This window comes from Gymnodinialimonas sp. 202GB13-11 (assembly GCF_040932485.1).
GTDB lineage: Bacteria > Pseudomonadota > Alphaproteobacteria > Rhodobacterales > Rhodobacteraceae > Gymnodinialimonas > Gymnodinialimonas hymeniacidonis.
This window is the reverse complement of sequence record NZ_JBFRBH010000001.1, coordinates 1,206,507-1,225,737: the sequence shown is the minus strand read 5'-3', so window position 1 is coordinate 1,225,737 and position 19,231 is coordinate 1,206,507. Positions and strand designations below refer to the sequence as shown.

Below are 19,231 nucleotides of genomic sequence, written 5' to 3'. Positions count from 1 at the left end.
CAGTTGGGCTGAGATGCAGATAGCGGAAAACTTGACGGCATTTGAAGAGAAAATTTCGACAAACACGTCACAAATGCGGCGAACGGGCGTCAAACATGGTTCAGAAGCGGGTCGCGAAAGCGCCGCATTGTTTCGCAATTTGAAAGGGAGACGCGGATGGCGCAAGCCGCTTACGGTTGAAATCGCTTTGTTTTCTGCAACTTCACCAAAAACCGAATGATAGCGGTTATCGCCAATCTGCAGGATTGTTAAAGAATTGGAAACAAACGTTAACTTACGTTAGGGAAACAGTCTGTCTCTTCGCCCGAAAACCGCCACATTGCTTAACCTGTCCTTTTAGATAGGTCAGCGAGACGTTTTGGCCTGAATAACGTCCAACAATGCGAATCGTATGAACTGTGTCCGGACCCCGATTGCAAACCGAAGACGCGCTCCGCCCATATAATCAGCGACAACTTGCTTGAACGGATGGGCTGGTACCCGAGGTCGGACTCGAACCGACAAGCCTTGCGGCGGGGGATTTTGAATCCCCTGCGTCTACCAATTCCGCCACTCGGGCCCAGTGGTGTGTCGCTTACCGTTGCCTGCAAGCGGCGTCAACGGGCGACAGGCCTGCCTTGACCGTCGCGCAACGATGCGGCACCCATCGCGCAAAGCTTTATGTATAATCCGAGCAGGACACGCAGATTATGTTACGCCGCCTTTACGATTGGGTGATGGGTTTTGCTGGCCATCGCCACGCCCTGTGGGTTCTGGCCATTGTCAGCTTTGCCGAAAGTTCGGTCTTTCCGATCCCACCCGATGTGCTGATGATCCCGATGATCCTCGCACGGCCTCAAAAGGCATGGCTCATCGCGGGCGTCTGCCTTATATCCTCCGTGCTCGGCGGCCTTCTGGGTTATGCTATCGGTGCCTTTGCGTTCGAAGAGATTGGTCGCCCAATCTTTGAATCGCTTGGCAAGCTGGATCGCATCGAGGAATTCAATGAACGCTTTAACGGCGTGGGCTTCTGGGCGGTGCTGATCGCAGGGCTGACGCCCTTCCCCTACAAGGTCATTACCATCATGTCGGGCTGGACCGGGATGCCCTTGGGAACCTTCATTATCACTTCCATCGTCGCGCGTGGTTTGCGCTTCTTCATCGTCGCGGGCCTGCTGTGGAAGTTTGGGGAGCCGATCCGCGACTTCATCGAAAAGCGCCTGGGCCTGATGTTCATTCTATTCTGCGTGCTGTTGGTGGGCGGCTTTTATGTGCTGAGGTTCCTATGACCCTGACACGCCGCCATCTCATCGCCGTTGCGGGCCTCGGTTCGTTTGGCCTGTTTCTGGGCGCGCTCTACTTTCAATATGTCGTTGGCCTGCTGCCCTGCACGATGTGCCTTTGGCAGCGCTGGCCGCATCGCGTCGCAATTGTGTTGTCCGTCATAGGCGTCGCAATCCCCAATGCGATCATCGCGCTACTTGGTGCCGTAACCGCCTTGGTCGGCGCAGGTCTGGCGCTACTGCATACAGGAGTGGAGCGGGAATGGTGGGACGGACCGCAGGTTTGTGGCGCGTCTGCCGCGCAGGATGTTGGGGCATTGACCCCGGAACAGTTGTTCGACACCACGTCCGGCCCGCAGCTGGTTCTATGTAATGAAGTTGCGTGGGAATTTCTGGGCCTGAGCATGGCGTCCTGGAACGGCCTGATCTGCCTCGGGCTGGCCGTGATCTGGCTTATGGCGGCACGACGCCCCGCCTAGGCCCGTCGGCCGCCTTTGCGGGTGTTCAAAAGCAAGCTGGTCTCAGACGTCTCAACGCCGTCGATACGCCGGATATCAAACAGCACGCGGTCAAACTCTTCCAAAGTGTCCGTCCCGATCTCCGCAATCAGATCCCACTTGCCATTCGTCGAATGCACCTGCTTCACAGCGGCATGCCCAGTGAGCCTGTGCATCACTCGCTCTGCACCTGGCCCGGAAATCGCCAGCATCATCAAGCCGCGCACAGGCGCGTCCATAAGGTCTTGGGCGGTTTGCACCGTATAGCCTCGGATCACGCCTCGCAGTTCCAGCTTTTCGATCCGCGCGCGCACTGTTGCCCGGGTCACGCCCAGTGCGGCGGCCAGATTGGACAAAGAGGCGCGGCCATCGCGGCGCAGGGCAGACAAAAGAGTACGGTCAATATCATCCATAATGGCAGCGTATAGCATCGTTTTGTATGATATGCGCGCGAATTGCGCACTATGACTGCTTAAATATCCCCCGTTTCGCACGGAAGATGCACGCGAAACAGCGAAGGGACGATGGCAATGGATTGCATTCTGGTGGGCGCGCCGATGGATTGTGGCAAGACACGGCAGGGCTGTCTGATGGGGCCTGATGCACTTCGGGTTGCCGGATTGGCACGGGCTTTGAGTGAGCTTGGGATCAACGTGCATGACACAGGCAATGTTGCCGCCTTAACGAACGACATTGCCGACCATCCGCACCTGAACGCCCTGCCCGAGACAATTGGATGGACCGAAGCGCTGATGCACGCCGCCGAGGCCGCCATGTGCGAAGGGTTTCCGATCTTTCTGGGCGGCGATCATGCGCTGTCCATGGGAACCGTCGCGGGCGTCGCAGCCCATGCCAAGGCGCAGGGTCGCCCGCAATTCTTGCTTTGGCTCGATGCCCACACGGATTTCAACACGCCGCAAACAACTACCTCAGGCAATCTGCACGGCTGCCCCGTGGCCTATGTGACCGGACAGCCGGGGTTTGATGCCTTCCCCGCCGTCCCTTCCCCGATCCCGGCGGAAAATGTCTGCATGATGGGCCTGCGCTCCGTCGATCCACCGGAACGAGAGGCGCTGGAGGGTCTTCCGGTGGACCTGCACGACATGCGCGCTATAGACGAACATGGCATCGCAGCCCCCTTACGCGCGTTTCTGGCCCGCGTTGCCGAGGCGCGCGGCGCGCTTCATGTCTCGTTCGACGTGGATTTCCTCGACCCGAGCATAGCTCCCGCTGTCGGCACCACCGTTCCCGGCGGCGCAACCTACCGCGAAGCGCATCTGGTGATGGAGATGCTGCATGAAAGCGGGCTCGTCACGTCGCTCGACCTCGTGGAGTTGAATCCCTTCCTCGACGAACGCGGGCGCACGGCTTCACTAATGGTGGAACTCACGGCCTCCCTCATGGGCCGCAAGATCTTCGATCGCCCCACCCGCCCCTATGCCGGAGGATTTGCCGCATGACCCTGCCCGCCCCGTCCGAGCGCGCCTTCGTCCCCTTCGTTTCCGTCGCCAACATGATGGCTCTGATCCACGAGATCGGGCTGGAGCGGATGCTCGTGGAACTCTCCGACGCCATTGAGGCTGATTTCAAACGGTGGGAGTTGTTCGACAAAACCCCACGCGTCGCCGCCCATTCGCCGGATGGCGTGATCGAGTTGATGCCGACCTCGGACGGCACGCATTACGCGTTCAAATACGTAAACGGGCATCCGAAAAACACACGCGACGGGTTGCAAACGGTCCAAGCATTCGGCCTGCTCGCCGATGTCGACACAGGCTATCCGGTGCTGCTGTCCGAAATGACGGTGCTGACCGCCCTGCGCACCGCGGCAACCAGTGCAATGGTCGCTAAACACTTGGCCCCGAAAGGCGCGACGGTAATGGCCATGATCGGCAATGGCGCGCAGTCGGAGTTTCAGTGCCTCGCCTTCAAAGCAGTCTGCGGCGTAGAAACCGTCCGGCTCTACGACATTGACGCAGCCGCTACGGCGAAGGCGGTGCGGAACCTTGAAGGGTCGGGTCTCAAGGTCGTGGCCTGCACCTCTCCGGAAGAGGCCGTGGAGGGCGCGCAAATCATCACGACCTGCACCGCCGACAAGCAATACGCGACCATCCTAACCGACAACATGGTGGGTGCGGGCGTGCATGTGAACGCGATTGGCGGCGATTGTCCGGGTAAGACGGAGCTGCACCGGGACATCCTGCTGCGCTCCGACATCTTCGTGGAATATCCGCCCCAGACGCGGATCGAGGGGGAGATACAGGCACTGCCAGAGGATCATCCGGTGACGGAGCTATGGCAGGTGATCCGGGGGGAGGCCCCGGGCCGGACAGATGCGCGGCAGATCACGCTGTTCGACAGCGTCGGATTCGCGACTGAGGATTTCAGTGCGTTGCGCTATGTGCGCGAAGCCCTCGCGCGCCACGCCATGTACGACCAGCTCGACATGCTGGCCGACCCAGACGATCCACGCGACCTCTTCGGCATGGTCCAACGCGCCCGGCCCTGAAATCCGGCGCTAGTGCAGCGTAAACTCACCCGTCACATTGCGCCATTCACCCGGCGCAATCACCTTGCGGTGGGTGAAACGCACGGTATGAAGCGGGCCTTCGATCTCGTCCTGCCAGAATTCGATGAACTCGAATAATCGCGGGTAATCGGGGGCGAGATCATAGTCCTGCCAGACAAACGTGTTCAGCACGTTTTGGTAATCCGGCATCCTGTAAATCATCTCCGCCGTGGTCAGCCCGTATCCTTTCAACATCAGCTCGGTCTCGGTCATTTTGCGGCACCTCTTTTGCGTTGCCCTCCCATTCCGATCTCCAGCCTGCGATGGATTCGTTAATAATCAAAGAAAACAAATTGTTAGCAGACGTGATGCCGCGCTGCCAAAATGTGCGCCCGCCATTGCACCCGATGTCGCGGCAGAGTATGCTGTCAGCAACAAAATATAGCGTAAAGCACAGCGGACAGGCGAGACTTTGACGGATACTCCCGACACCCCCGAAGACGGCGGCGAAACCCTGCCTGAACGGCCCGAATATTCCGGCCCCACAATCGACATCTCGGCGGAGATGAAGACCAGCTTCATCGACTACGCGATGTCGGTAATCATCTCCCGCGCGATCCCCGATCTGCGCGACGGGTTGAAACCGGTGCATCGCCGCATCTTGTTCGCGATGCACGAAACCGGAAACACCCACGACAAAAGCTACCGCAAGTCGGCGCGCCCCGTGGGCGATGTGATGGGCCAATACCACCCGCATGGCGATAGCGCGATTTACGACGCGCTGGTGCGGATGGCGCAAGATTTCTCCATGTCGCTGCCGCTACTCGACGGACAGGGCAATTTCGGCTCCATGGACGGCGATAACCCGGCGGCCATGCGCTATACCGAGGTGCGCATGGACGCGCCCGCAGCCTTCATCCTGGCCGATATCGACAAGGACACGGTCGATTTCGTCGACAACTATGATGGCAAGCAGCAGGAACCGAGCGTCTTGCCCTCGCGCTTCCCGAATATGCTGGTCAACGGCGCGGGCGGCATTGCGGTGGGCATGGCCACCAACATCCCGCCGCACAATCTGGGTGAGGTGATCGACGCCTGTCAGGCGCTGATCGAAAATCCGGATCTGTCGTCAGAAGAGCTCATCGAATACGTCCCTGCCCCGGATTTCCCCACGGGCGGGATCATCCTCGGCCGCTCCGGCGCGCGGAAAGCCTATCTGGAGGGGCGCGGGTCGGTCATTATTCGCGCCAAGACGCGGACCGAGGAAATCCGCAAGGACCGCTACGCCATCGTCATCGACGAGATCCCTTATCAGGTGAACAAGGCGTCCATGATCGAACGCATCGCCGAACTGGTCCGCGAAAAGAAGATCGACGGCATTTCCGGTGTGGCGGACGAATCCGACCGGATCGGCGTGCGCGTGGTGATCGAGTTGAAGCGTGACGCCACACCCGAGGTGGTGCTGAACCAACTTTTCCGCTTCACGCAGATGCAGACCAGCTTTGGGTGCAACATGCTTGCCCTGAACGGCGGCAAACCCGAGCAGCTTACATTGCGCGGCTTCCTGACCGCCTTCCTCGACTTCCGTGAAGAAGTCGTGGCACGCCGCACCGCGTTTGAGCTGCGCAAAGCTCGCGACCGGGCCCATGTGCTCTGCGGTCTGGCCGTGGCGGTGTCGAACGTCGACGAAGTGGTGCGCACCATCCGCGCCTCCGCCGATGCGGCCGAAGCCCGCGCCAAGCTCATGGAGCGCCGTTGGCCGGCCGAGGAAATCCTGCCGTTCATCAAGCTGATTGATGACCCGACCCACAAGGCCAATGAAGACGGCACCTATAACCTGTCTGAGACACAGGCCCGCGCGATCCTTGAGCTGCGCCTGCAACGCCTGACCCAACTGGGTGTGAAAGAGGTCACCGACGAACTCGAAGAACTGGCGGGCAAGATCAAGGAATATCTCGCCATCCTCGCCTCGCGTGAACGTATCCTCGAAATCATATCTGGCGAACTCGCTGAAGTGCGCGAGAGATTCGCCGTCGACCGCCGCACGGAGATCGTCGATTGGTCCGGCGACATGGAAGACGAGGACCTGATCGAGCGCGAAGATATGGTCGTGACGATCACCCAGGGCGGCTACATCAAGCGCACGCCCTTGGCCGATTTCCGCGCCCAGAAGCGGGGCGGCAAGGGGCTGTCGGGTGGGTCGATGAAGGACGACGACGTTGTGACAAGCCTGTTTGTCGCCAACACCCACACGCCGCTTCTGTTCTTCACCACCTCCGGCATGGTTTACAAACTCAAGACATGGCGCCTGCCGCAGGGCTCACGCAGCAGCCGTGGCAAGGCCATCGTGAACATCCTGCCCATCGAGATCGGCACCGGCATCGCGGCGATCATGCCCGTGGACCGGGACGAGGATCATTGGGACGAATTGCAGGTTGTGTTCTGTACCGACCGTGGCACCGTGCGCCGCAACGCGCTGTCGGATTTCGCTAATGTCATGCGAAACGGCAAGATCGCCATGAAATTCGAAGGCGAAAGCGAAGGCTGGCGCATGATCAACGCGCGCATCGCCTCGAACGACGACGACGTGATGCTGGTCACCAAGAAAGGCCGCGCGATCCGCTTCCCGGCGACGGATGTGCGCGTCTTCAACTCCCGCGCCTCCACCGGTGTGCGCGGTGTGAAACTGGCCGAGGGCGACGAAGTCGTCTCGATGTCCATCATCCGCCACTTCGATGCGGAAGCCTCGGAACGCGCCGCCTACCTCAAGCAACGCCGCCTAATGGCCGGCGCGCCTGAGGAAGAGGTTGATCCAGAAGAGGAGGAAGTAGCCGAGGGCCAGTTGTCTCAGGAACGCTATGCCGAGATGTCGGCCGCGGAAGATCTGATCCTGACCATTACCTCAGGTGGCGCAGGCAAACTGTCCTCGTCCCACGACTACCCCGTGCGCGGACGTGGCGGCCAAGGCGTGATGGCCATGGACAAGGCGATGCGCGGCGGCGATCTGGTGGCAAGCTTCCCTGTCGATCTCGACGATCAGATCATGCTCGCGACCTCCAAGGGCCAGTCGATCCGCGTGCCCATCGACGGCATCTCCTTCCGCTCGCGGTCTGCGGGCGGCGTGAAAGTGTTCAACACCGGCAAAGGTGAAGAAGTCGTCTCGGTCGCCTATATCGCCGACCAGGGGGATGAGGATGCCGAGGTGATCGAAGGCGGCGAAACGGACGGTGAGGCCGACGCAGAATGAACGAAGACGTTCTTGTCTACGCCGCCCTCGCGTTCATTGCCATTGTGACGATCATGTTTGCCCTCGGCCTGCGCCGGGGGCGCAACGTGCAGGCGACGAACGAACAGATCGCTGCCAACCAGCAGCGCCAGATCGAACTGCACGAACGGCAGGTCGCGGCTCTGGAACGCATCGCTAACAGCCTCGAAAACCGTGGCTGATCTACTCGCGCTCCTCGGCCGCCTCCTCCTCGCGGCCCTCATGCTGGCGGGCACGGCGCAAAAGCTGGCCTCTCCGACCGAGGCGCAAGCCCTCCTTGCGCTCGCCGCCCTGCCCGGCTGGCTCATCTGGCCCGCCGCCATTTTCACCACCATCGCCGGCATCGGCATCGCCCTCGGCTTCGCCACGCGCCCCCTCGCCATCCTTGCCGCCGGGTATTGCGTCGTCACCAGCACCTTCCACATCCTCATGGATGACCCCTGGCAGATGACCATCGCCTTCAAGAACTGGGTCATCGCAGGCGGCTACCTGATGCTCGCCGCCCATGGCCCCGGTCGCTTCGCCCTTTCCCTTGGCCGTTTGAGCGCCTAAATCCCCCCCATGACAGATCTCACCATCATCGGCGGCGGCATGGCCGGGTCCGAGGCCGCATGGCAGGCCGCAAACGCTGGCCTCAAGGTCCGCATCATCGAGATGCGCCCTAAGGTCGAAACCTTCGCCCATCGCACTGGCAATTTGGCGGAGATGGTGTGCTCCAACTCCTTCCGCTCCGACGACGATGAGCAAAACGCTGTGGGCCTATTGCATTGGGAGATGCGCGCGGCAGGCTCGGTCATTATGACGACAGCCGACGACCACAAACTCCCCGCGGGTGGCGCGCTGGCCGTGGACCGCGATCCCTTTGCCGAGGCCGTCACTGCCAAACTCCGCGCCCATCCGAATATCGAAATCGTCGCGGATGAGATCACCGCCCTGCCCGACAGCGGCCAGACCATCATCGCCACCGGCCCGCTGACCGGCGGCGCGCTGGCCCAAGCCATCGCCGATGAAGCCGGACAGGAAAGTCTCGCCTTCTTCGACGCCATCGCGCCCATCGTTTACGCCGACACGATCAATATGGACGTTGCTTGGCGGCAATCCCGCTACGACAAAGGCGACACGCAGGAAGAACGCGAAGCCTATATCAACTGCCCAATGACGAAGGACCAATACGAGGCCTTCATCGACGCACTCCTCGAAGCCGACAAGACCGAGTTCAAGGAAGGCGAGACCGCCACCTATTTCGACGGCTGCCTACCTATCGAGGTCATGGCCGAGCGCGGCCGCGAAACGCTCCGCCACGGCCCGATGAAACCCGTGGGACTGACCAATCCGCATGATCCGCAGACCAAGGCCTGGGCCGTCGTCCAGCTCCGCCGCGACAATGCGCTTGGGACGCTCTACAACATCGTGGGCTTCCAGACCAAGATGAAGTACGGCGCGCAAAAAGCTGTTTTTGCTATGATTCCGGGGCTTGAAGAGGCCTCTTTCGCGCGCCTTGGCGGCATCCATCGCAACACCTTCATCAACTCGCCCACGCTGCTGGATGATCAGATGCGCCTGCGCTCTAAACCGCATATCCGCTTCGCAGGCCAGATCACCGGCGTCGAAGGCTATGTTGAGAGCGCCTCCATGGGTCTGCTCGCCGGGCGCATGGCCGCCGCTGAACATCACGGCCACGCCCTCGCCCCGGTGCCGAACACCACCGCCATGGGCGCGCTTGTCACCCACATCACCGGCGGAGCGGAGGCCAAGACCTTCCAGCCGATGAACGTAAATTTCGGCCTGTTCCCACCGGTCGAAGGCCTCAAAGGCGGACGGCGTGGCCGCAAGGATCGCTACAAGGCCTACACCGACCGCGCCAAGTCCGATTGGCAAGATTGGCTTGGCCCTCAGGCGCAGGCCGCCGAGTGATCTGGACGCACCGGCCATCACGCGGTTAACGTCCCGCCCATGGCCACATTCGACAAACCGCTCTGGACCCCGCGCTCGCCCGAAGAAACCCGCGAAATCTACCGCGATTGGGCAGCGACCTACGACACCGACGTGCAAGGCGCGGGCTATGCCACGCCCGCACGCCTCGCCAAAGCACTGGCCGCGGCCGCGCCGGATCTCTCCGCACCACTTTTGGATTTCGGCTGCGGCACCGGACTTTCGGGCATGGCATTGGCGGCGCAGGGCTTCACCACCATCGACGGCACCGACATCACGCCAGAGATGCTGGAAAAGGCCCAAGACACAGGCGCGTACCGCAAGACATGGGCTGGCCAACCTGGGGATGCGCCGCCCGAGGGCTATGCCATCATCGCCGCCATCGGCGTCGTCAGCCTAGGGGCCGCCCCCGCTGACACGCTGCACACTTTGCTAGACGCCCTCCCCTCAAATGGCCTTCTGGGCTTCAGCTACAACGACGCCACGCTTGCCGATCAAAGCTACATGGACGCGCTCGCCAAGGCCCAAGAAAAAGCGACCTTGATCCACGAAGCCTACGGCGACCACCTGCCGGGCAAGGACATGAAGTCCTCCATCTATATCCTGCGCAAATCGTGATCACCCGCTTCGCGCCTTCGCCCACGGGGCCGCTGCATCTGGGCCATGCGTTTTCCGCGATGCTAGCCCATGACATGGCGATGGCCGAGGGCGGGACATTCCTGCTTCGGATCGAGGATATCGACGGTCAGCGTTCCAAGCCGGAATGGGAGGCGCAGATCTACGACGACCTGCATTGGCTTGGCCTGCGTTGGGAGGAGCCGGTTCTGAGCCAATCGGATCGGCTGGAGACCTACCGCACCGTGCTTGAGGACCTATGGCAGCGCGGTTTCCTTTACCCTTGCAACTGCACCCGCCGTGATATTCAGGCTGCCCTGTCAGCGCCGCAGGAAGGGGCGGAGCCGCGCGCCGGGCCGGACGGCCTGATCTATCCCGGCACCTGCCGCCACGCCAAACCGCCGCATCCCAACCATGGAACGCCCATGCCGCCCATGCCTGAGAATGCCGCGCTGCGCCTGCTATTGGACGCGCACTTTATTCATCTTGCCGAACCCCGCGTCGGAGGGGCTGTGTTCGGCTTCCAGGAAACAGGACCCGGGCTGCGCGGTGACATCGCCTTCACGGTGGAAGAGGCCATCGCCACCATCGGTGACATCGCGCTGGCCCGTCCGGATTTCGGCACGTCCTATCACCTGTCCGTTGTGCTGGACGATGCGACCCAAGGCGTGACGCATGTGGTGCGCGGTGCCGATCTGTTCGAAGCCACGAAAATTCACGTGATCCTGCAAAAGCTCCTGCGCCTTCCAACGCCGATCTACCATCATCACCGCCTGATCCGGGATGATCAGGGCAAGCGCCTTGCCAAGCGCGACGATGCGCGTGCGATTTCGAAATACCGCGCCGATGGGGCCACGCCTGCCGATATCCGGGCGATGGTAGGCCTTTGACACCTTCTTTTTTTGAAGATACCTCGGAGGTTTGGGCGCAGCGCACCCATCGCGCGCCTGCGCGCCGGACGAAGCTTCACTCCGGCTTCATCAATTCCACTTCCTCGCCATCCTGAATGGCTGTGTAGAAACACACCCGACGGTTCGTGTGGCACGCCGCCCCCACCTGATCGACAATGGCCAACAGGCAGTCCCTGTCGCAATCCACGCGCAAATCGACCAGCGCCTGCGTGTGACCAGAGGTCTCCCCTTTGATCCAGAACGCTTGGCGCGAGCGGCTCCAATACGTGACGCGCTTCGTCTCCAGCGTTTTCGCCACAGCCTCGGCATTCATCCACGCCATCATCAGAACCTCACCGGTCCCCTCCTGTTGCGCGATGCAAGGGATCAACCCGTTGGCATCATAGCGCAGCGTTGCCGGATCGAAGGCCGCCATGTCGCACCTCTTTGCAAATCAATTGTCCGCCGCTACCTATGGGAGGACGTTCCGAAAGGCAAAGCCATGGCCAGCGACAGCGATCTGATCAAGCTCTATTCCCAGCGCATTCTTGCACTGGCTGCAGATATTCCGCATCGCGGGCGGCTGGACGCGCCCCAGGCCAGCGTCAAGAAGCGCGCGCCTTTGTGCGGCTCAACCGTGACTGTTGATCTGGACATGGATAACGGCGTGATCTCGCGCTTCGGGCAAGATGTGAAGGCTTGCGCCTTGGGCCAAGCCTCCGCCGCCATTCTCGGACAAAACGTGATTGGCCGCAGCCGCGCCGAGATCGAGGGCGCGCGCGACAGCCTGCGTGCGATGCTGAAAGATGGCGGCCCGGTGCCGAGTACGCCGTTTGAAGGATATGAAGTGCTGGAACCGGCCCGTGAGTATCGCAACCGCCATGCCTCAATCCTTTTGGCCCTCGAGGCCACGACCGAGGCGATGGCCGAGGCCGAGCGCGCCGCCTGCGCCTAATCCGATCATCCACAAAAAAACCGCCGCACACCCGGGGCTGGGTGGCGGCGGAGGAATGCGTATCCGAGGCGCTCCGAGGCAGGGAGCTAAGGGGTGTCAGAATGGCAAAAGCGGGGACAAGTCGCTTATGCCGAAACCCGAAATGGACCGCAGGCAGAAACAGGTAAGGCGTTAAATGGCCCCCGGCAGGAACAGCATTCCGACCGTGATTGCCGCCAAAGCCACAACACCGGCCAGATCATACATCAGCGTGTTGCGCGAGCGTGCGAGGATCTGAGTGGCTTGGTGGATCATGGCGACCTCCGAAGGGCTTGGTTAACGTCTTGTTGATGCTTTGTTCTCATGCCTCGATAAAATTGTAAAGAACTTTTTGAGAACATTTGAGAACAAAACGCGGTTTGTTCTCCTTTCGGGTGCTTAACCGACCCCGAGTAGGCGGATCGCCTTGTCCTGTTCCATCAACCACAGAAGGACGCGAGCAGAGTGCCCGCGCGCGCCCGCAAGGTCGGGATCAAGGGCAAGCAGAGCGCGCGCATCCTTCTGCGCCAGCGCCTGCAATGCGCTCTGTTCCTCCAAGTCTGCGATGCGGAAACGAGGGAGACCCGATTGCGCGGTTCCAATCAAATCCCCTGCCCCGCGGATCGCGAGATCCTCCTCGGCAATGCGGAAGCCATCTTCGGTCTCCCGCATAACTTGCAGACGGCGACGGGCGGTTTCTCCCAAAGGCTCGCGAAACATCAAAAGGCAGGTGCTTTCCGCCGATCCACGCCCCACGCGACCCCGCAACTGGTGCAAGGTGGACAGCCCGAAAATCTCGGCCTGTTCGATCACCATGATGGAGGCATTGGGGACATCCACCCCGACCTCGATCACCGTTGTGGCGACCAGCACCCGTGTCTCGCCCGCTTTGAAGCGGGCCATGATGGCATCTTTGTCCGCCGGCGGCATTTGACCATGGACCAATGCCACCACATCATCACCCAAGGCCGCGCGCAGCATCTTGAAGCGCTCCTCGGCGGCGGTCGCGTCGTAGACCTCGCTTTCCTCAACCAACGGGCAGACCCAGTAGACCTGCCGCCCCTCCTCAAACGCTTTGCGCAGGCGGGCGACCACTTCGTCTATCCGTGCGGTTGAGACGAGGGCCGTCTTCACGGGCGTCCGCCCGGGCGGCTTTTCATCCAGCACGGACACATCCATATCACCATATTGCGCAAGACTAAGCGTGCGGGGGATCGGCGTGGCGGTCATCACCAGCACATCCAGCGCCTCCCCCTTCTGGCTGAGCCGCACTCGTTCCCGCACACCAAAGCGATGCTGTTCATCGACAACGGCCAGACGCAGATCGGCGAACGCCACATCGTCCTGAAAAACGGCGTGGGTGCCCACAAGAATGTGGATGTCACCGCGCTTGAGGGCTTCGAGCTTGGCCTTCCGCTCCCTGCCCTTATCCGCGCCGGTCAGGATTGCACAGACCACCCCAGCCTCATCGGAAAGCGGTTTGAGGTTCAGGTAATGCTGCCCCGCAAGGATGGAGGTCGGCGCCATCATCACGCCCTGCCCTCCTGCCTCCACCGCCGTCAGCAGCGCCATGAAGGCCACAAGGGTTTTGCCCGCCCCCACATCGCCTTGCAGCAGGCGGTTCATCCGGTGCGGACGCTCCATATCATCGGTGATCTCAAGGATCGCACGGGTCTGCGCACCCGTCGGGGCATAGGGCAAGCTGGCCAGAACCTTCGACCGCAGATGCCCCTCGCTTGCCGTCACGATGCCCGGCTTTTTGCGCCGATGCGCGCGCGCCAGGGATAGCGTAAGTTGATGGGCGAAGAGCTCATCATAGGCGAGACGTTCGCGGGCGGACGTGGCACGGCTCAGGTCGGCCGCACTTTTGGGCGCATGAACCTCGGCAATGGCATCCGCCCAGGAGGGCCATTTTTTTTCCTTGCGTAGATCGAGGTCGATCCACTCCCCCAGATATTCCACGCGTGCAAGTGCGGAGGACATCGCCTTGTAGACGCCGCGCTGCGTCAAGCCTTGGGCGAGCGGATAAACAGGCTCAAAGGCGGGGATCTCAGCAGCCTCTTCGGGCGGCAGCATGTGATCGGGGTGCGCCATTTGCGCGATGCCATCGTAAAGCTCTACCTTACCCGACACGACCCGTCTGCTGCCCACTGGCAGCTGGCGTTCAAGATAGTCGCCACGCGCATGGAAGAACACGAGCTGAAAGGCGGTTTGCGCGTCCTCGACATCCACCCGGTACGGCCCGCGCCCACGTGGTTTGTGGTGCTTGCCAATAGTCACTTCAACGGTTGCAAGCCCCGGCAAGGGCACATCGCGAATGGACGCGCGGCGGGTTCGGTCAAGGCCACCGGAGGGCAAGGTCAGGATCAGGTCCTTGGGCGTCTCCACACCGATCCCGGCATAATGCTTGGCTGTTTTCGGGCCCACACCATCCAACGTTTCAAGCCCGGCAAACAGCGGGAACAGCAGCTCTGGCCGGCCTTTCGCGGGTTGATCAGCCATCGCCCACCAGCGCCAGCCAGCCATCTTCGTCGATGGTCTCGATCCCCAGTTCCGCCGCCTTCGTGGCCTTTGACCCGGCCCCGGGGCCTGCAACCAACAGGTCCGTCTTGGCGGAGACACTGCCCGACACCTTGGCCCCAAGGCTTTCGGCGCGCGCCTTGGCTTCGGCGCGGGTCATCTTTTCGAGGCTTCCCGTGAAGACGACGGTCATGCCCGCAACCGGGCTGTCGGTTGCGCGCGTCTCCGGCGCGGTCGGGGTGAGCATGGCGACGAGGCGGTCGATGGAGGCGCGCTCCGTCGCTTGCTGGAACGTGGTCACAAGCGACACGGCAACGGTAGCGCCGATGCCGTCGATGCCGATCAGATCGTCCCAAGCGGCCTTCGCCTCGGGTTGTGTGTCGGCCCAGGCCGCATCCCTTGCGGCGGACAGATTAGCGCGGCGGCCTTCGTCGGCGGCTTTGGCACGTTCGGCCACAATGGCCTCTTCGGCAGCGCGATGGGCCGTGGCGGCGGGGGCTGCCTTGTCGACTGTTTCGGCCAGCGCGTCCCAACTTGTATAGTGGCGCGCCAGATCAGCGGCGGCGACTTCACCCACATGACGAATGCCCAACGCGAAGATCAGACGGGCCAGAGCAATCTCGCGCTTTTCTTCAATCGCCTGGAACAGGTTTTCCGCCGATTTTTCGCCCCATCCCTCGCGGTTCTTGAGCTGTTGAAGGCCCTGCCCAAACCGCTCACGCAGGGTGAAGATGTCGGCAGGTTCCTTGATCCAGCCGTCCGTATGGAAGGCCTCCACCTGCTTGGCCCCGAGCCCCTCAATATCAAAGGCAGCGCGAGAGACGAAATGCTTGAGCTTCTCTACAGCCTGCGCGGGGCAGATGAGACCACCCGTGCAGCGCCGCACGGCGTCCCCTTCTTCGCGGATCGCTTGGCTTTCGCATTGCGGACACGCGGTGGGGAATGCGTAGGGCTCTGCGGTTGCGGGCCGCTTCGACAGGTCGACGTCCGCAACCTTCGGGATCACATCGCCTGCCCGGTAGATCTGCACGGTGTCGCCAATGCGAATGTCTTTGCCATTGCGGATAGGCGCGCCATTTGCATCGCGGCCCGCGATATAATCCTCATTGTGGAGCGTCGCGTTTGAAACGACGACGCCTCCGACCGTCACGGGCTTGAGGCGGGCTACGGGACTAAGCGCACCGGTGCGGCCGACCTGAATGTCGATACCCTCAAGCGAAGTCCAGGCCAGTTCGGCCGGGAATTTATGCGCAATAGCCCAACGCGGCGTGGTTGAGCGCATACCCAGACGGCGCTGATAAGACAGATCGTCGACCTTGTAGACAACGCCGTCGATGTCATAGCCGAGGTCAGCCCGCTCCTCCTCGATTCTGGCGTAATGCGCCAGCATCTCCTCGCCGCTGTCGCAGGTTTTGGTACGGTCGTTGATCTGGAACCCGAGCGCTTCAAGCCGGGCAAGAGCGTCTGTCTGTGTCTCGGCTAGCGGCACGCTCACCTCGCCCCACGCATAGGCGAAAAATCTCAGCGGGCGCGACTTGGTGATGGCCGGATCGAGTTGCCGCAGCGATCCCGCAGCCGCATTGCGCGGGTTTGCAAAGGTCTTGTCGCCAGCGTCCTCCTGCCGTGCGTTAAGGGCCGCAAAGTCGGCGTGAGACATGTAGACTTCGCCCCGAACTTCGAGGATTTCGGGTGCTCCGCTCAGGGTCGTCGGGATGTCGCTGATCGTGCGGGCATTGGAGGTCACGTTTTCGCCGGTCGTGCCGTCGCCGCGGGTGGCGGCGTGGACAAGGGTTCCGTTCTCATAGCGCAGCGAGAGGGAGAGGCCGTCGATCTTTGGCTCTGCGGTGAACGGCAAGGGAGCGTTGTCGCCAAGCCCGAGGTAACGGCGAATGCCGCCTACAAAGTCCTGCACATCGGAAGCGTCAAAGGCGTTCGACAGGGACAGCATTCGCTGTGAATGAGTGATTTTGGAGAAGCCAGCGGAGGGGGCAGCCCCAACTTGTTCAGTCGGGCTATCGGGGCGCTTCAGATCGGGAAAGCGGGCCTCCAGCGCTGCGTTTTCCCGTTTGAGCGCGTCATATTCGGCGTCGCTTAAGTCTGGCGCATCATCTTGATAATAGGCAGCATTCGCGGCACCTAGAGCCTTGGCCAGTTCAGCAAGGCGCACTTTGGCGGCTGCCGCATCCAATTGCTGCACCCCCTCCTTTGCTGCATCGGTTTGTTTCGACATGGCCAAATCCCCCGATCAATGCCTCCACCCATCGGTGTAGGTCGCAGGGCGGCGATGGTCCAGAGTGACGGGACGCTGCTCGCGATGTACTCAACGAAAGACGACCCTCGGCAAATGCCCAGGGCCGTTTTTCGGTAGCACTGCAGGGAAGTCAGTTCAGCCGGTCGCGGCCATGTCCATCTGCTGGGTCTGTGGCACGGGATCGCGCAACACATATCCGCGGCCCCACACCGTTTCGATATACGTGTCGCCGCCCGTTGCCTCAGACAGCTTCTTGCGCAACTTGCAGATGAACACGTCGATGATTTTGAGCTCAGGCTCGTCCATGCCGCCATAAAGATGGTTCAAAAACATCTCTTTCGTCAGCGTCGTTCCTTTACGGAGCGAAAGCAGTTCGAGCATTTGGTATTCCTTGCCCGTCAGGTGCACTGGCGCCCCTTCGACATCAACGGTCTTTGCATCGAGATTGACGGAAATGCGTCCGGTTTCGATCACCGATTGCGCATGGCCTTTGGAGCGGCGGATGATGGCATGGATGCGGGCCACCAACTCTTCGCGGTGGAATGGTTTGGTCAGGTAATCGTCTGCGCCGAAGCCAAAACCCTTCAGCTTGTTTTCGGGGTCATCGAGGCCAGAGAGGATCAGGATGGGCGTTTCCACCCGAGCGGTGCGCAGATGGCGCAGAACCTCGTGGCCAGACACGTCCGGCAGGTTCAGATCCAGAAGGATGATGTCGTAGTCGTAGAGCTTTGCCAGATCCATCCCCTCTTCCCCGAGGTCGGTGGAATAGACATTCAGGTTCGCGTGTTTCAGCATCATTTCGATGCTGCGCGATGTGGTAGGATCGTCTTCGACTAGCAGAACCCGCATCAGCTCTCTCCAATTGATCTCGTTTGTTAACTCCACTCTTCGTTGAAATGGTTAATTACACGTTACCGGCTCGGCGCTATTTCTCCAAAAGATCACTTTTCTTTTGTCCTTTATTCGCGAAACTTCTGGAGAGCCGTTGTTTTCAAGGCTTTTTCTCCGTGTTTTGAAACCGCCATTCGCCAGCTTTCCAATTCCTCTTTCGATAGCGAATAGGTGCGAATCGCTTCTTCCGACGTCATCAGGCCGTGATCCACGGCATGAACGACCGCCGCTTTCCGGCTGGCCACCCACCTTGTGGTCTTGGCCGACGGCAGATCTGATCGGGTCATGGTTGAGCCATCTGGCAGGGTCACCGCATGGGGCCCCTGGATTTTTCGAATGTACATCTCGGCCTCAAAGGTCTTGTTCTTGGGTCACGGGCACTGTGACCGACGAGGCTTAAGATCAAGTAAGCACGCCTTGAGATGTCTCGGCTTTTTCCTATATGCCTGCGGCACGCTTCCGATAAGGCACATTCCCATGGCACTCGACCGCGCCGATGGCGTCAATTCCCTTGGCTTCGCAAAAGCCCCGCAAGACACGCGCGTTGTGGTCGCGATGTCGGGCGGTGTGGATTCGTCCGTTGTGGCCGCAATGTTGGCAGAGGAAGGCTATGACGTCGTGGGCGTCACCTTGCAGCTTTATGACCATGGCGCGGCCCTGGCAAAGAAAGGCGCGTGCTGCGCAGGGCGTGACATCCATGACGCCGCGCGTGTGGCCGAAACCATGGGCTTCCCGCATTACGTGCTGGACTACGAAAACGTCTTCAAAGACGCCGTGATCGACGAATTCGCCGACAGCTATCTGGCCGGTGCCACACCCGTGCCGTGCATCCGCTGCAATGAGCGGGTGAAATTCAAAGACCTGCTTGGCACGGCCAAAGACCTAGACGCCGATTGCATGGCAACGGGGCATTATATCCAGCGGATGATGGGCGACCAAAAGGCTGAGCTTCATTCGGCCGCCGATGCGGCGCGCGACCAAAGCTATTTCCTGTTCTCCACCACGCAAGAACAGCTCGATTACCTGCGCTTCCCGCTGGGTCATCTGGCGTCAAAAGCCGAGACACGGGCGCTGGCTGCAAAATACGGGCTGAGCGTGGCCGACAAACCCGACAGTCAGGACATCTGTTTCGTGCCAAACGGCGATTATGCCGCGGTGATCGAAAAGCTGCGCCCCGGTGCGGCCGATCCCGGCGAGATCGTGGATATGGATGGTAACGTGCTGGCCGAACATCGCGGCGTGATCCACTACACTATTGGTCAGCGGCGCGGCCTTGGCATCGGGGGGCTGGCCGATCCGCTTTACGTGGTCAAACTCGACCCCGACACACGCCGCGTGATCGTCGGTCCGAAAGAGGCGCTCAGCACCCGCACGGTCCCAGTGCGCGAAATCAACTGGCTCGGCGACGCACCTTTCGACAGCCGTAACGTGTGGGAATTGGACGTCAAAATCCGCTCCACCCGCCCGCCCCGCGGGGCGACGATCCGGCCGCTTTCGGCCACGGAAGCGGAAGTGGAGCTGGTGGTCGCCGAAGAAGGCGTGAGCCCAGGCCAGGCCTGCGTGTTCTACGACCCGACCGGCACCCGCATTTTTGGTGGTGGCTGGATCCACAAAGGCTAAGGCGCA

21 protein-coding genes and 1 tRNA gene are annotated in these 19,231 nt (G+C 61.2%); 13 read left to right on the top strand and 9 right to left on the bottom strand.

Annotated features, from left to right (window positions below; translation table 11 throughout):
* Positions 1 to 13 precede the first annotated feature (13 nt).
* On the top strand, positions 14 to 220 hold the full coding sequence (locus V8J81_RS06150; RefSeq protein WP_368474869.1) for a hypothetical protein: 207 nt from the start codon (positions 14 to 16) through the stop codon (positions 218 to 220).
* A gap of 254 nt (positions 221 to 474) precedes the next feature.
* On the opposite strand, the gene V8J81_RS06145 is transcribed toward V8J81_RS06150, so the two are convergent.
* Positions 475 to 559: transfer RNA gene (locus V8J81_RS06145), tRNA-Leu, on the bottom strand.
* A 130-nt stretch (positions 560 to 689) separates the two neighbouring features.
* On the opposite strand from V8J81_RS06145, the gene V8J81_RS06140 reads away from it, so the two are divergent.
* Complete coding sequence (locus V8J81_RS06140; protein WP_368474868.1) at positions 690 to 1,268, top strand: YqaA family protein; 579 nt, start codon at positions 690 to 692, stop codon at positions 1,266 to 1,268.
* Positions 1,265 to 1,741, top strand: a complete 477-nt coding sequence (locus tag V8J81_RS06135) for a disulfide bond formation protein B (RefSeq protein ID WP_368474867.1) — start codon at positions 1,265 to 1,267, stop codon at positions 1,739 to 1,741. Before V8J81_RS06140 ends, V8J81_RS06135 begins: the two co-directional genes overlap by 4 nt.
* Here V8J81_RS06135 and V8J81_RS06130 read toward each other — a convergent pair.
* A complete protein-coding gene (locus tag V8J81_RS06130) occupies positions 1,738 to 2,172 on the bottom strand; it encodes an Lrp/AsnC family transcriptional regulator (RefSeq protein WP_368477604.1) in 435 nt (144 codons plus the stop codon). The genes V8J81_RS06135 and V8J81_RS06130 overlap by 4 nt on opposite strands.
* 111 nt (positions 2,173 to 2,283) lie before the next feature.
* Here V8J81_RS06130 and rocF point away from each other — a divergent pair, with 111 nt between their 5' ends.
* Both rocF and ocd read left to right on the top strand, forming a co-directional pair.
* On the top strand, positions 2,284 to 3,219 hold the full coding sequence (rocF, locus tag V8J81_RS06125) for an arginase (RefSeq protein WP_439649875.1): 936 nt from the start codon (positions 2,284 to 2,286) through the stop codon (positions 3,217 to 3,219).
* On the top strand, positions 3,216 to 4,268 hold the full coding sequence (ocd, locus tag V8J81_RS06120; protein WP_368474865.1) for an ornithine cyclodeaminase: 1,053 nt from the start codon (positions 3,216 to 3,218) through the stop codon (positions 4,266 to 4,268). The genes rocF and ocd overlap by 4 nt, the downstream gene beginning before the upstream one ends.
* Positions 4,269 to 4,277: 9 nt before the next feature.
* Here the strand turns inward: ocd and V8J81_RS06115 are convergent, their stop codons facing one another.
* Positions 4,278 to 4,541 (bottom strand): usg protein, encoded by a 264-nt coding sequence (locus V8J81_RS06115; RefSeq protein WP_368474864.1) that lies wholly within the window; start codon positions 4,539 to 4,541, stop codon positions 4,278 to 4,280.
* Between the two features lie 199 nt (positions 4,542 to 4,740).
* Between V8J81_RS06115 and gyrA the strand changes: the two genes are divergently transcribed.
* From gyrA to gluQRS, 6 genes are read left to right on the top strand one after another with little or no spacing between them, the layout of a single operon-like run.
* Positions 4,741 to 7,515: a DNA gyrase subunit A gene (gene gyrA, locus V8J81_RS06110; protein WP_368474863.1), complete on the top strand. Its 2,775-nt coding sequence runs from the start codon at positions 4,741 to 4,743 to the stop codon at positions 7,513 to 7,515.
* Positions 7,512 to 7,715, top strand: a complete 204-nt coding sequence (locus V8J81_RS06105) for a hypothetical protein (protein ID WP_368474862.1) — start codon at positions 7,512 to 7,514, stop codon at positions 7,713 to 7,715. Before gyrA ends, V8J81_RS06105 begins: the two co-directional genes overlap by 4 nt.
* The gene (locus V8J81_RS06100) at positions 7,708 to 8,085 is read left to right on the top strand and encodes a DoxX family protein (RefSeq protein WP_368474861.1); all 378 of its coding nucleotides are present in this window, start codon (positions 7,708 to 7,710) and stop codon (positions 8,083 to 8,085) included. Before V8J81_RS06105 ends, V8J81_RS06100 begins: the two co-directional genes overlap by 8 nt.
* Before the next feature lie 9 nt (positions 8,086 to 8,094).
* Complete coding sequence (gene trmFO, locus V8J81_RS06095) at positions 8,095 to 9,447, top strand: methylenetetrahydrofolate--tRNA-(uracil(54)-C(5))-methyltransferase (FADH(2)-oxidizing) TrmFO (protein ID WP_368474860.1); 1,353 nt, start codon at positions 8,095 to 8,097, stop codon at positions 9,445 to 9,447.
* Between the two features lie 39 nt (positions 9,448 to 9,486).
* The gene (locus V8J81_RS06090) at positions 9,487 to 10,083 is read left to right on the top strand and encodes a class I SAM-dependent DNA methyltransferase (RefSeq protein ID WP_368474859.1); all 597 of its coding nucleotides are present in this window, start codon (positions 9,487 to 9,489) and stop codon (positions 10,081 to 10,083) included.
* The gene (gluQRS, locus tag V8J81_RS06085; RefSeq protein WP_368474858.1) at positions 10,080 to 10,970 is read left to right on the top strand and encodes a tRNA glutamyl-Q(34) synthetase GluQRS; all 891 of its coding nucleotides are present in this window, start codon (positions 10,080 to 10,082) and stop codon (positions 10,968 to 10,970) included. Before V8J81_RS06090 ends, gluQRS begins: the two co-directional genes overlap by 4 nt.
* Positions 10,971 to 11,046: 76 nt before the next feature.
* Here the strand turns inward: gluQRS and hisI are convergent, their stop codons facing one another.
* On the bottom strand, positions 11,047 to 11,406 hold the full coding sequence (hisI, locus tag V8J81_RS06080) for a phosphoribosyl-AMP cyclohydrolase (RefSeq protein WP_368474857.1): 360 nt from the start codon (positions 11,404 to 11,406) through the stop codon (positions 11,047 to 11,049).
* Between the two features lie 66 nt (positions 11,407 to 11,472).
* On the opposite strand from hisI, the gene V8J81_RS06075 reads away from it, so the two are divergent.
* Positions 11,473 to 11,925 carry an iron-sulfur cluster assembly scaffold protein gene (locus V8J81_RS06075; RefSeq protein WP_368474856.1) on the top strand — a complete coding sequence of 151 codons (453 nt, stop codon included), beginning with the start codon at positions 11,473 to 11,475 and terminating at the stop codon, positions 11,923 to 11,925.
* Positions 11,926 to 12,096: 171 nt separating this feature from the next.
* On the opposite strand, the gene V8J81_RS06070 is transcribed toward V8J81_RS06075, so the two are convergent.
* The 5 genes from V8J81_RS06070 to sciP form a co-directional block, all read right to left on the bottom strand.
* Positions 12,097 to 12,219, bottom strand: coding sequence for a hypothetical protein (locus tag V8J81_RS06070; RefSeq protein ID WP_368474855.1), 123 nt, complete (start codon positions 12,217 to 12,219; stop codon positions 12,097 to 12,099).
* Positions 12,220 to 12,342: 123 nt separating this feature from the next.
* Positions 12,343 to 14,445 (bottom strand): ATP-dependent DNA helicase RecG, encoded by a 2,103-nt coding sequence (gene recG / locus V8J81_RS06065; RefSeq protein ID WP_368474854.1) that lies wholly within the window; start codon positions 14,443 to 14,445, stop codon positions 12,343 to 12,345.
* Positions 14,438 to 16,693: an NAD-dependent DNA ligase LigA gene (gene ligA, locus V8J81_RS06060; RefSeq protein WP_368474853.1), complete on the bottom strand. Its 2,256-nt coding sequence runs from the start codon at positions 16,691 to 16,693 to the stop codon at positions 14,438 to 14,440. Before ligA ends, recG begins: the two co-directional genes overlap by 8 nt.
* A 156-nt stretch (positions 16,694 to 16,849) precedes the next feature.
* Positions 16,850 to 17,563 (bottom strand): response regulator transcription factor CtrA, encoded by a 714-nt coding sequence (ctrA, locus tag V8J81_RS06055; RefSeq protein ID WP_368474852.1) that lies wholly within the window; start codon positions 17,561 to 17,563, stop codon positions 16,850 to 16,852.
* A 110-nt stretch (positions 17,564 to 17,673) separates the two neighbouring features.
* Entirely contained in the window at positions 17,674 to 17,949 is a 276-nt protein-coding gene (sciP, locus tag V8J81_RS06050; protein WP_368474851.1) for a CtrA inhibitor SciP, read from the bottom strand.
* 133 nt (positions 17,950 to 18,082) lie between these two features.
* Here sciP and mnmA point away from each other — a divergent pair, with 133 nt between their 5' ends.
* Positions 18,083 to 19,225: a tRNA 2-thiouridine(34) synthase MnmA gene (mnmA, locus tag V8J81_RS06045; protein ID WP_368474850.1), complete on the top strand. Its 1,143-nt coding sequence runs from the start codon at positions 18,083 to 18,085 to the stop codon at positions 19,223 to 19,225.
* Positions 19,226 to 19,231: the final 6 nt, after the last annotated feature.

Excerpts from the sequence above, each read along its gene's own strand:
- V8J81_RS06150 (WP_368474869.1), top strand. The coding sequence starts at position 14 with ATGCAGATAGCGGAAAACTTGACGGCATTTGAAGAGAAAATTTCGACA.
- V8J81_RS06140 (WP_368474868.1), top strand. The coding sequence starts at position 690 with ATGTTACGCCGCCTTTACGATTGGGTGATGGGTTTTGCTGGCCATCGC.
- V8J81_RS06135 (WP_368474867.1), top strand. The coding sequence starts at position 1,265 with ATGACCCTGACACGCCGCCATCTCATCGCCGTTGCGGGCCTCGGTTCG.
- V8J81_RS06130 (WP_368477604.1), bottom strand. The coding sequence starts at position 2,172 with ATGGATGATATTGACCGTACTCTTTTGTCTGCCCTGCGCCGCGATGGC.
- rocF (WP_439649875.1), top strand. The coding sequence starts at position 2,284 with ATGGCAATGGATTGCATTCTGGTGGGCGCGCCGATGGATTGTGGCAAG.
- ocd (WP_368474865.1), top strand. The coding sequence starts at position 3,216 with ATGACCCTGCCCGCCCCGTCCGAGCGCGCCTTCGTCCCCTTCGTTTCC.
- V8J81_RS06115 (WP_368474864.1), bottom strand. The coding sequence starts at position 4,541 with ATGACCGAGACCGAGCTGATGTTGAAAGGATACGGGCTGACCACGGCG.
- V8J81_RS06105 (WP_368474862.1), top strand. The coding sequence starts at position 7,512 with ATGAACGAAGACGTTCTTGTCTACGCCGCCCTCGCGTTCATTGCCATT.
- trmFO (WP_368474860.1), top strand. The coding sequence starts at position 8,095 with ATGACAGATCTCACCATCATCGGCGGCGGCATGGCCGGGTCCGAGGCC.
- V8J81_RS06090 (WP_368474859.1), top strand. The coding sequence starts at position 9,487 with ATGGCCACATTCGACAAACCGCTCTGGACCCCGCGCTCGCCCGAAGAA.
- hisI (WP_368474857.1), bottom strand. The coding sequence starts at position 11,406 with ATGGCGGCCTTCGATCCGGCAACGCTGCGCTATGATGCCAACGGGTTG.
- V8J81_RS06075 (WP_368474856.1), top strand. The coding sequence starts at position 11,473 with ATGGCCAGCGACAGCGATCTGATCAAGCTCTATTCCCAGCGCATTCTT.
- V8J81_RS06070 (WP_368474855.1), bottom strand. The coding sequence starts at position 12,219 with ATGATCCACCAAGCCACTCAGATCCTCGCACGCTCGCGCAACACGCTG.
- recG (WP_368474854.1), bottom strand. The coding sequence starts at position 14,445 with ATGGCTGATCAACCCGCGAAAGGCCGGCCAGAGCTGCTGTTCCCGCTG.
- ligA (WP_368474853.1), bottom strand. The coding sequence starts at position 16,693 with ATGTCGAAACAAACCGATGCAGCAAAGGAGGGGGTGCAGCAATTGGAT.
- ctrA (WP_368474852.1), bottom strand. The coding sequence starts at position 17,563 with ATGCGGGTTCTGCTAGTCGAAGACGATCCTACCACATCGCGCAGCATC.
- sciP (WP_368474851.1), bottom strand. The coding sequence starts at position 17,949 with ATGTACATTCGAAAAATCCAGGGGCCCCATGCGGTGACCCTGCCAGAT.
- mnmA (WP_368474850.1), top strand. The coding sequence starts at position 18,083 with ATGGCACTCGACCGCGCCGATGGCGTCAATTCCCTTGGCTTCGCAAAA.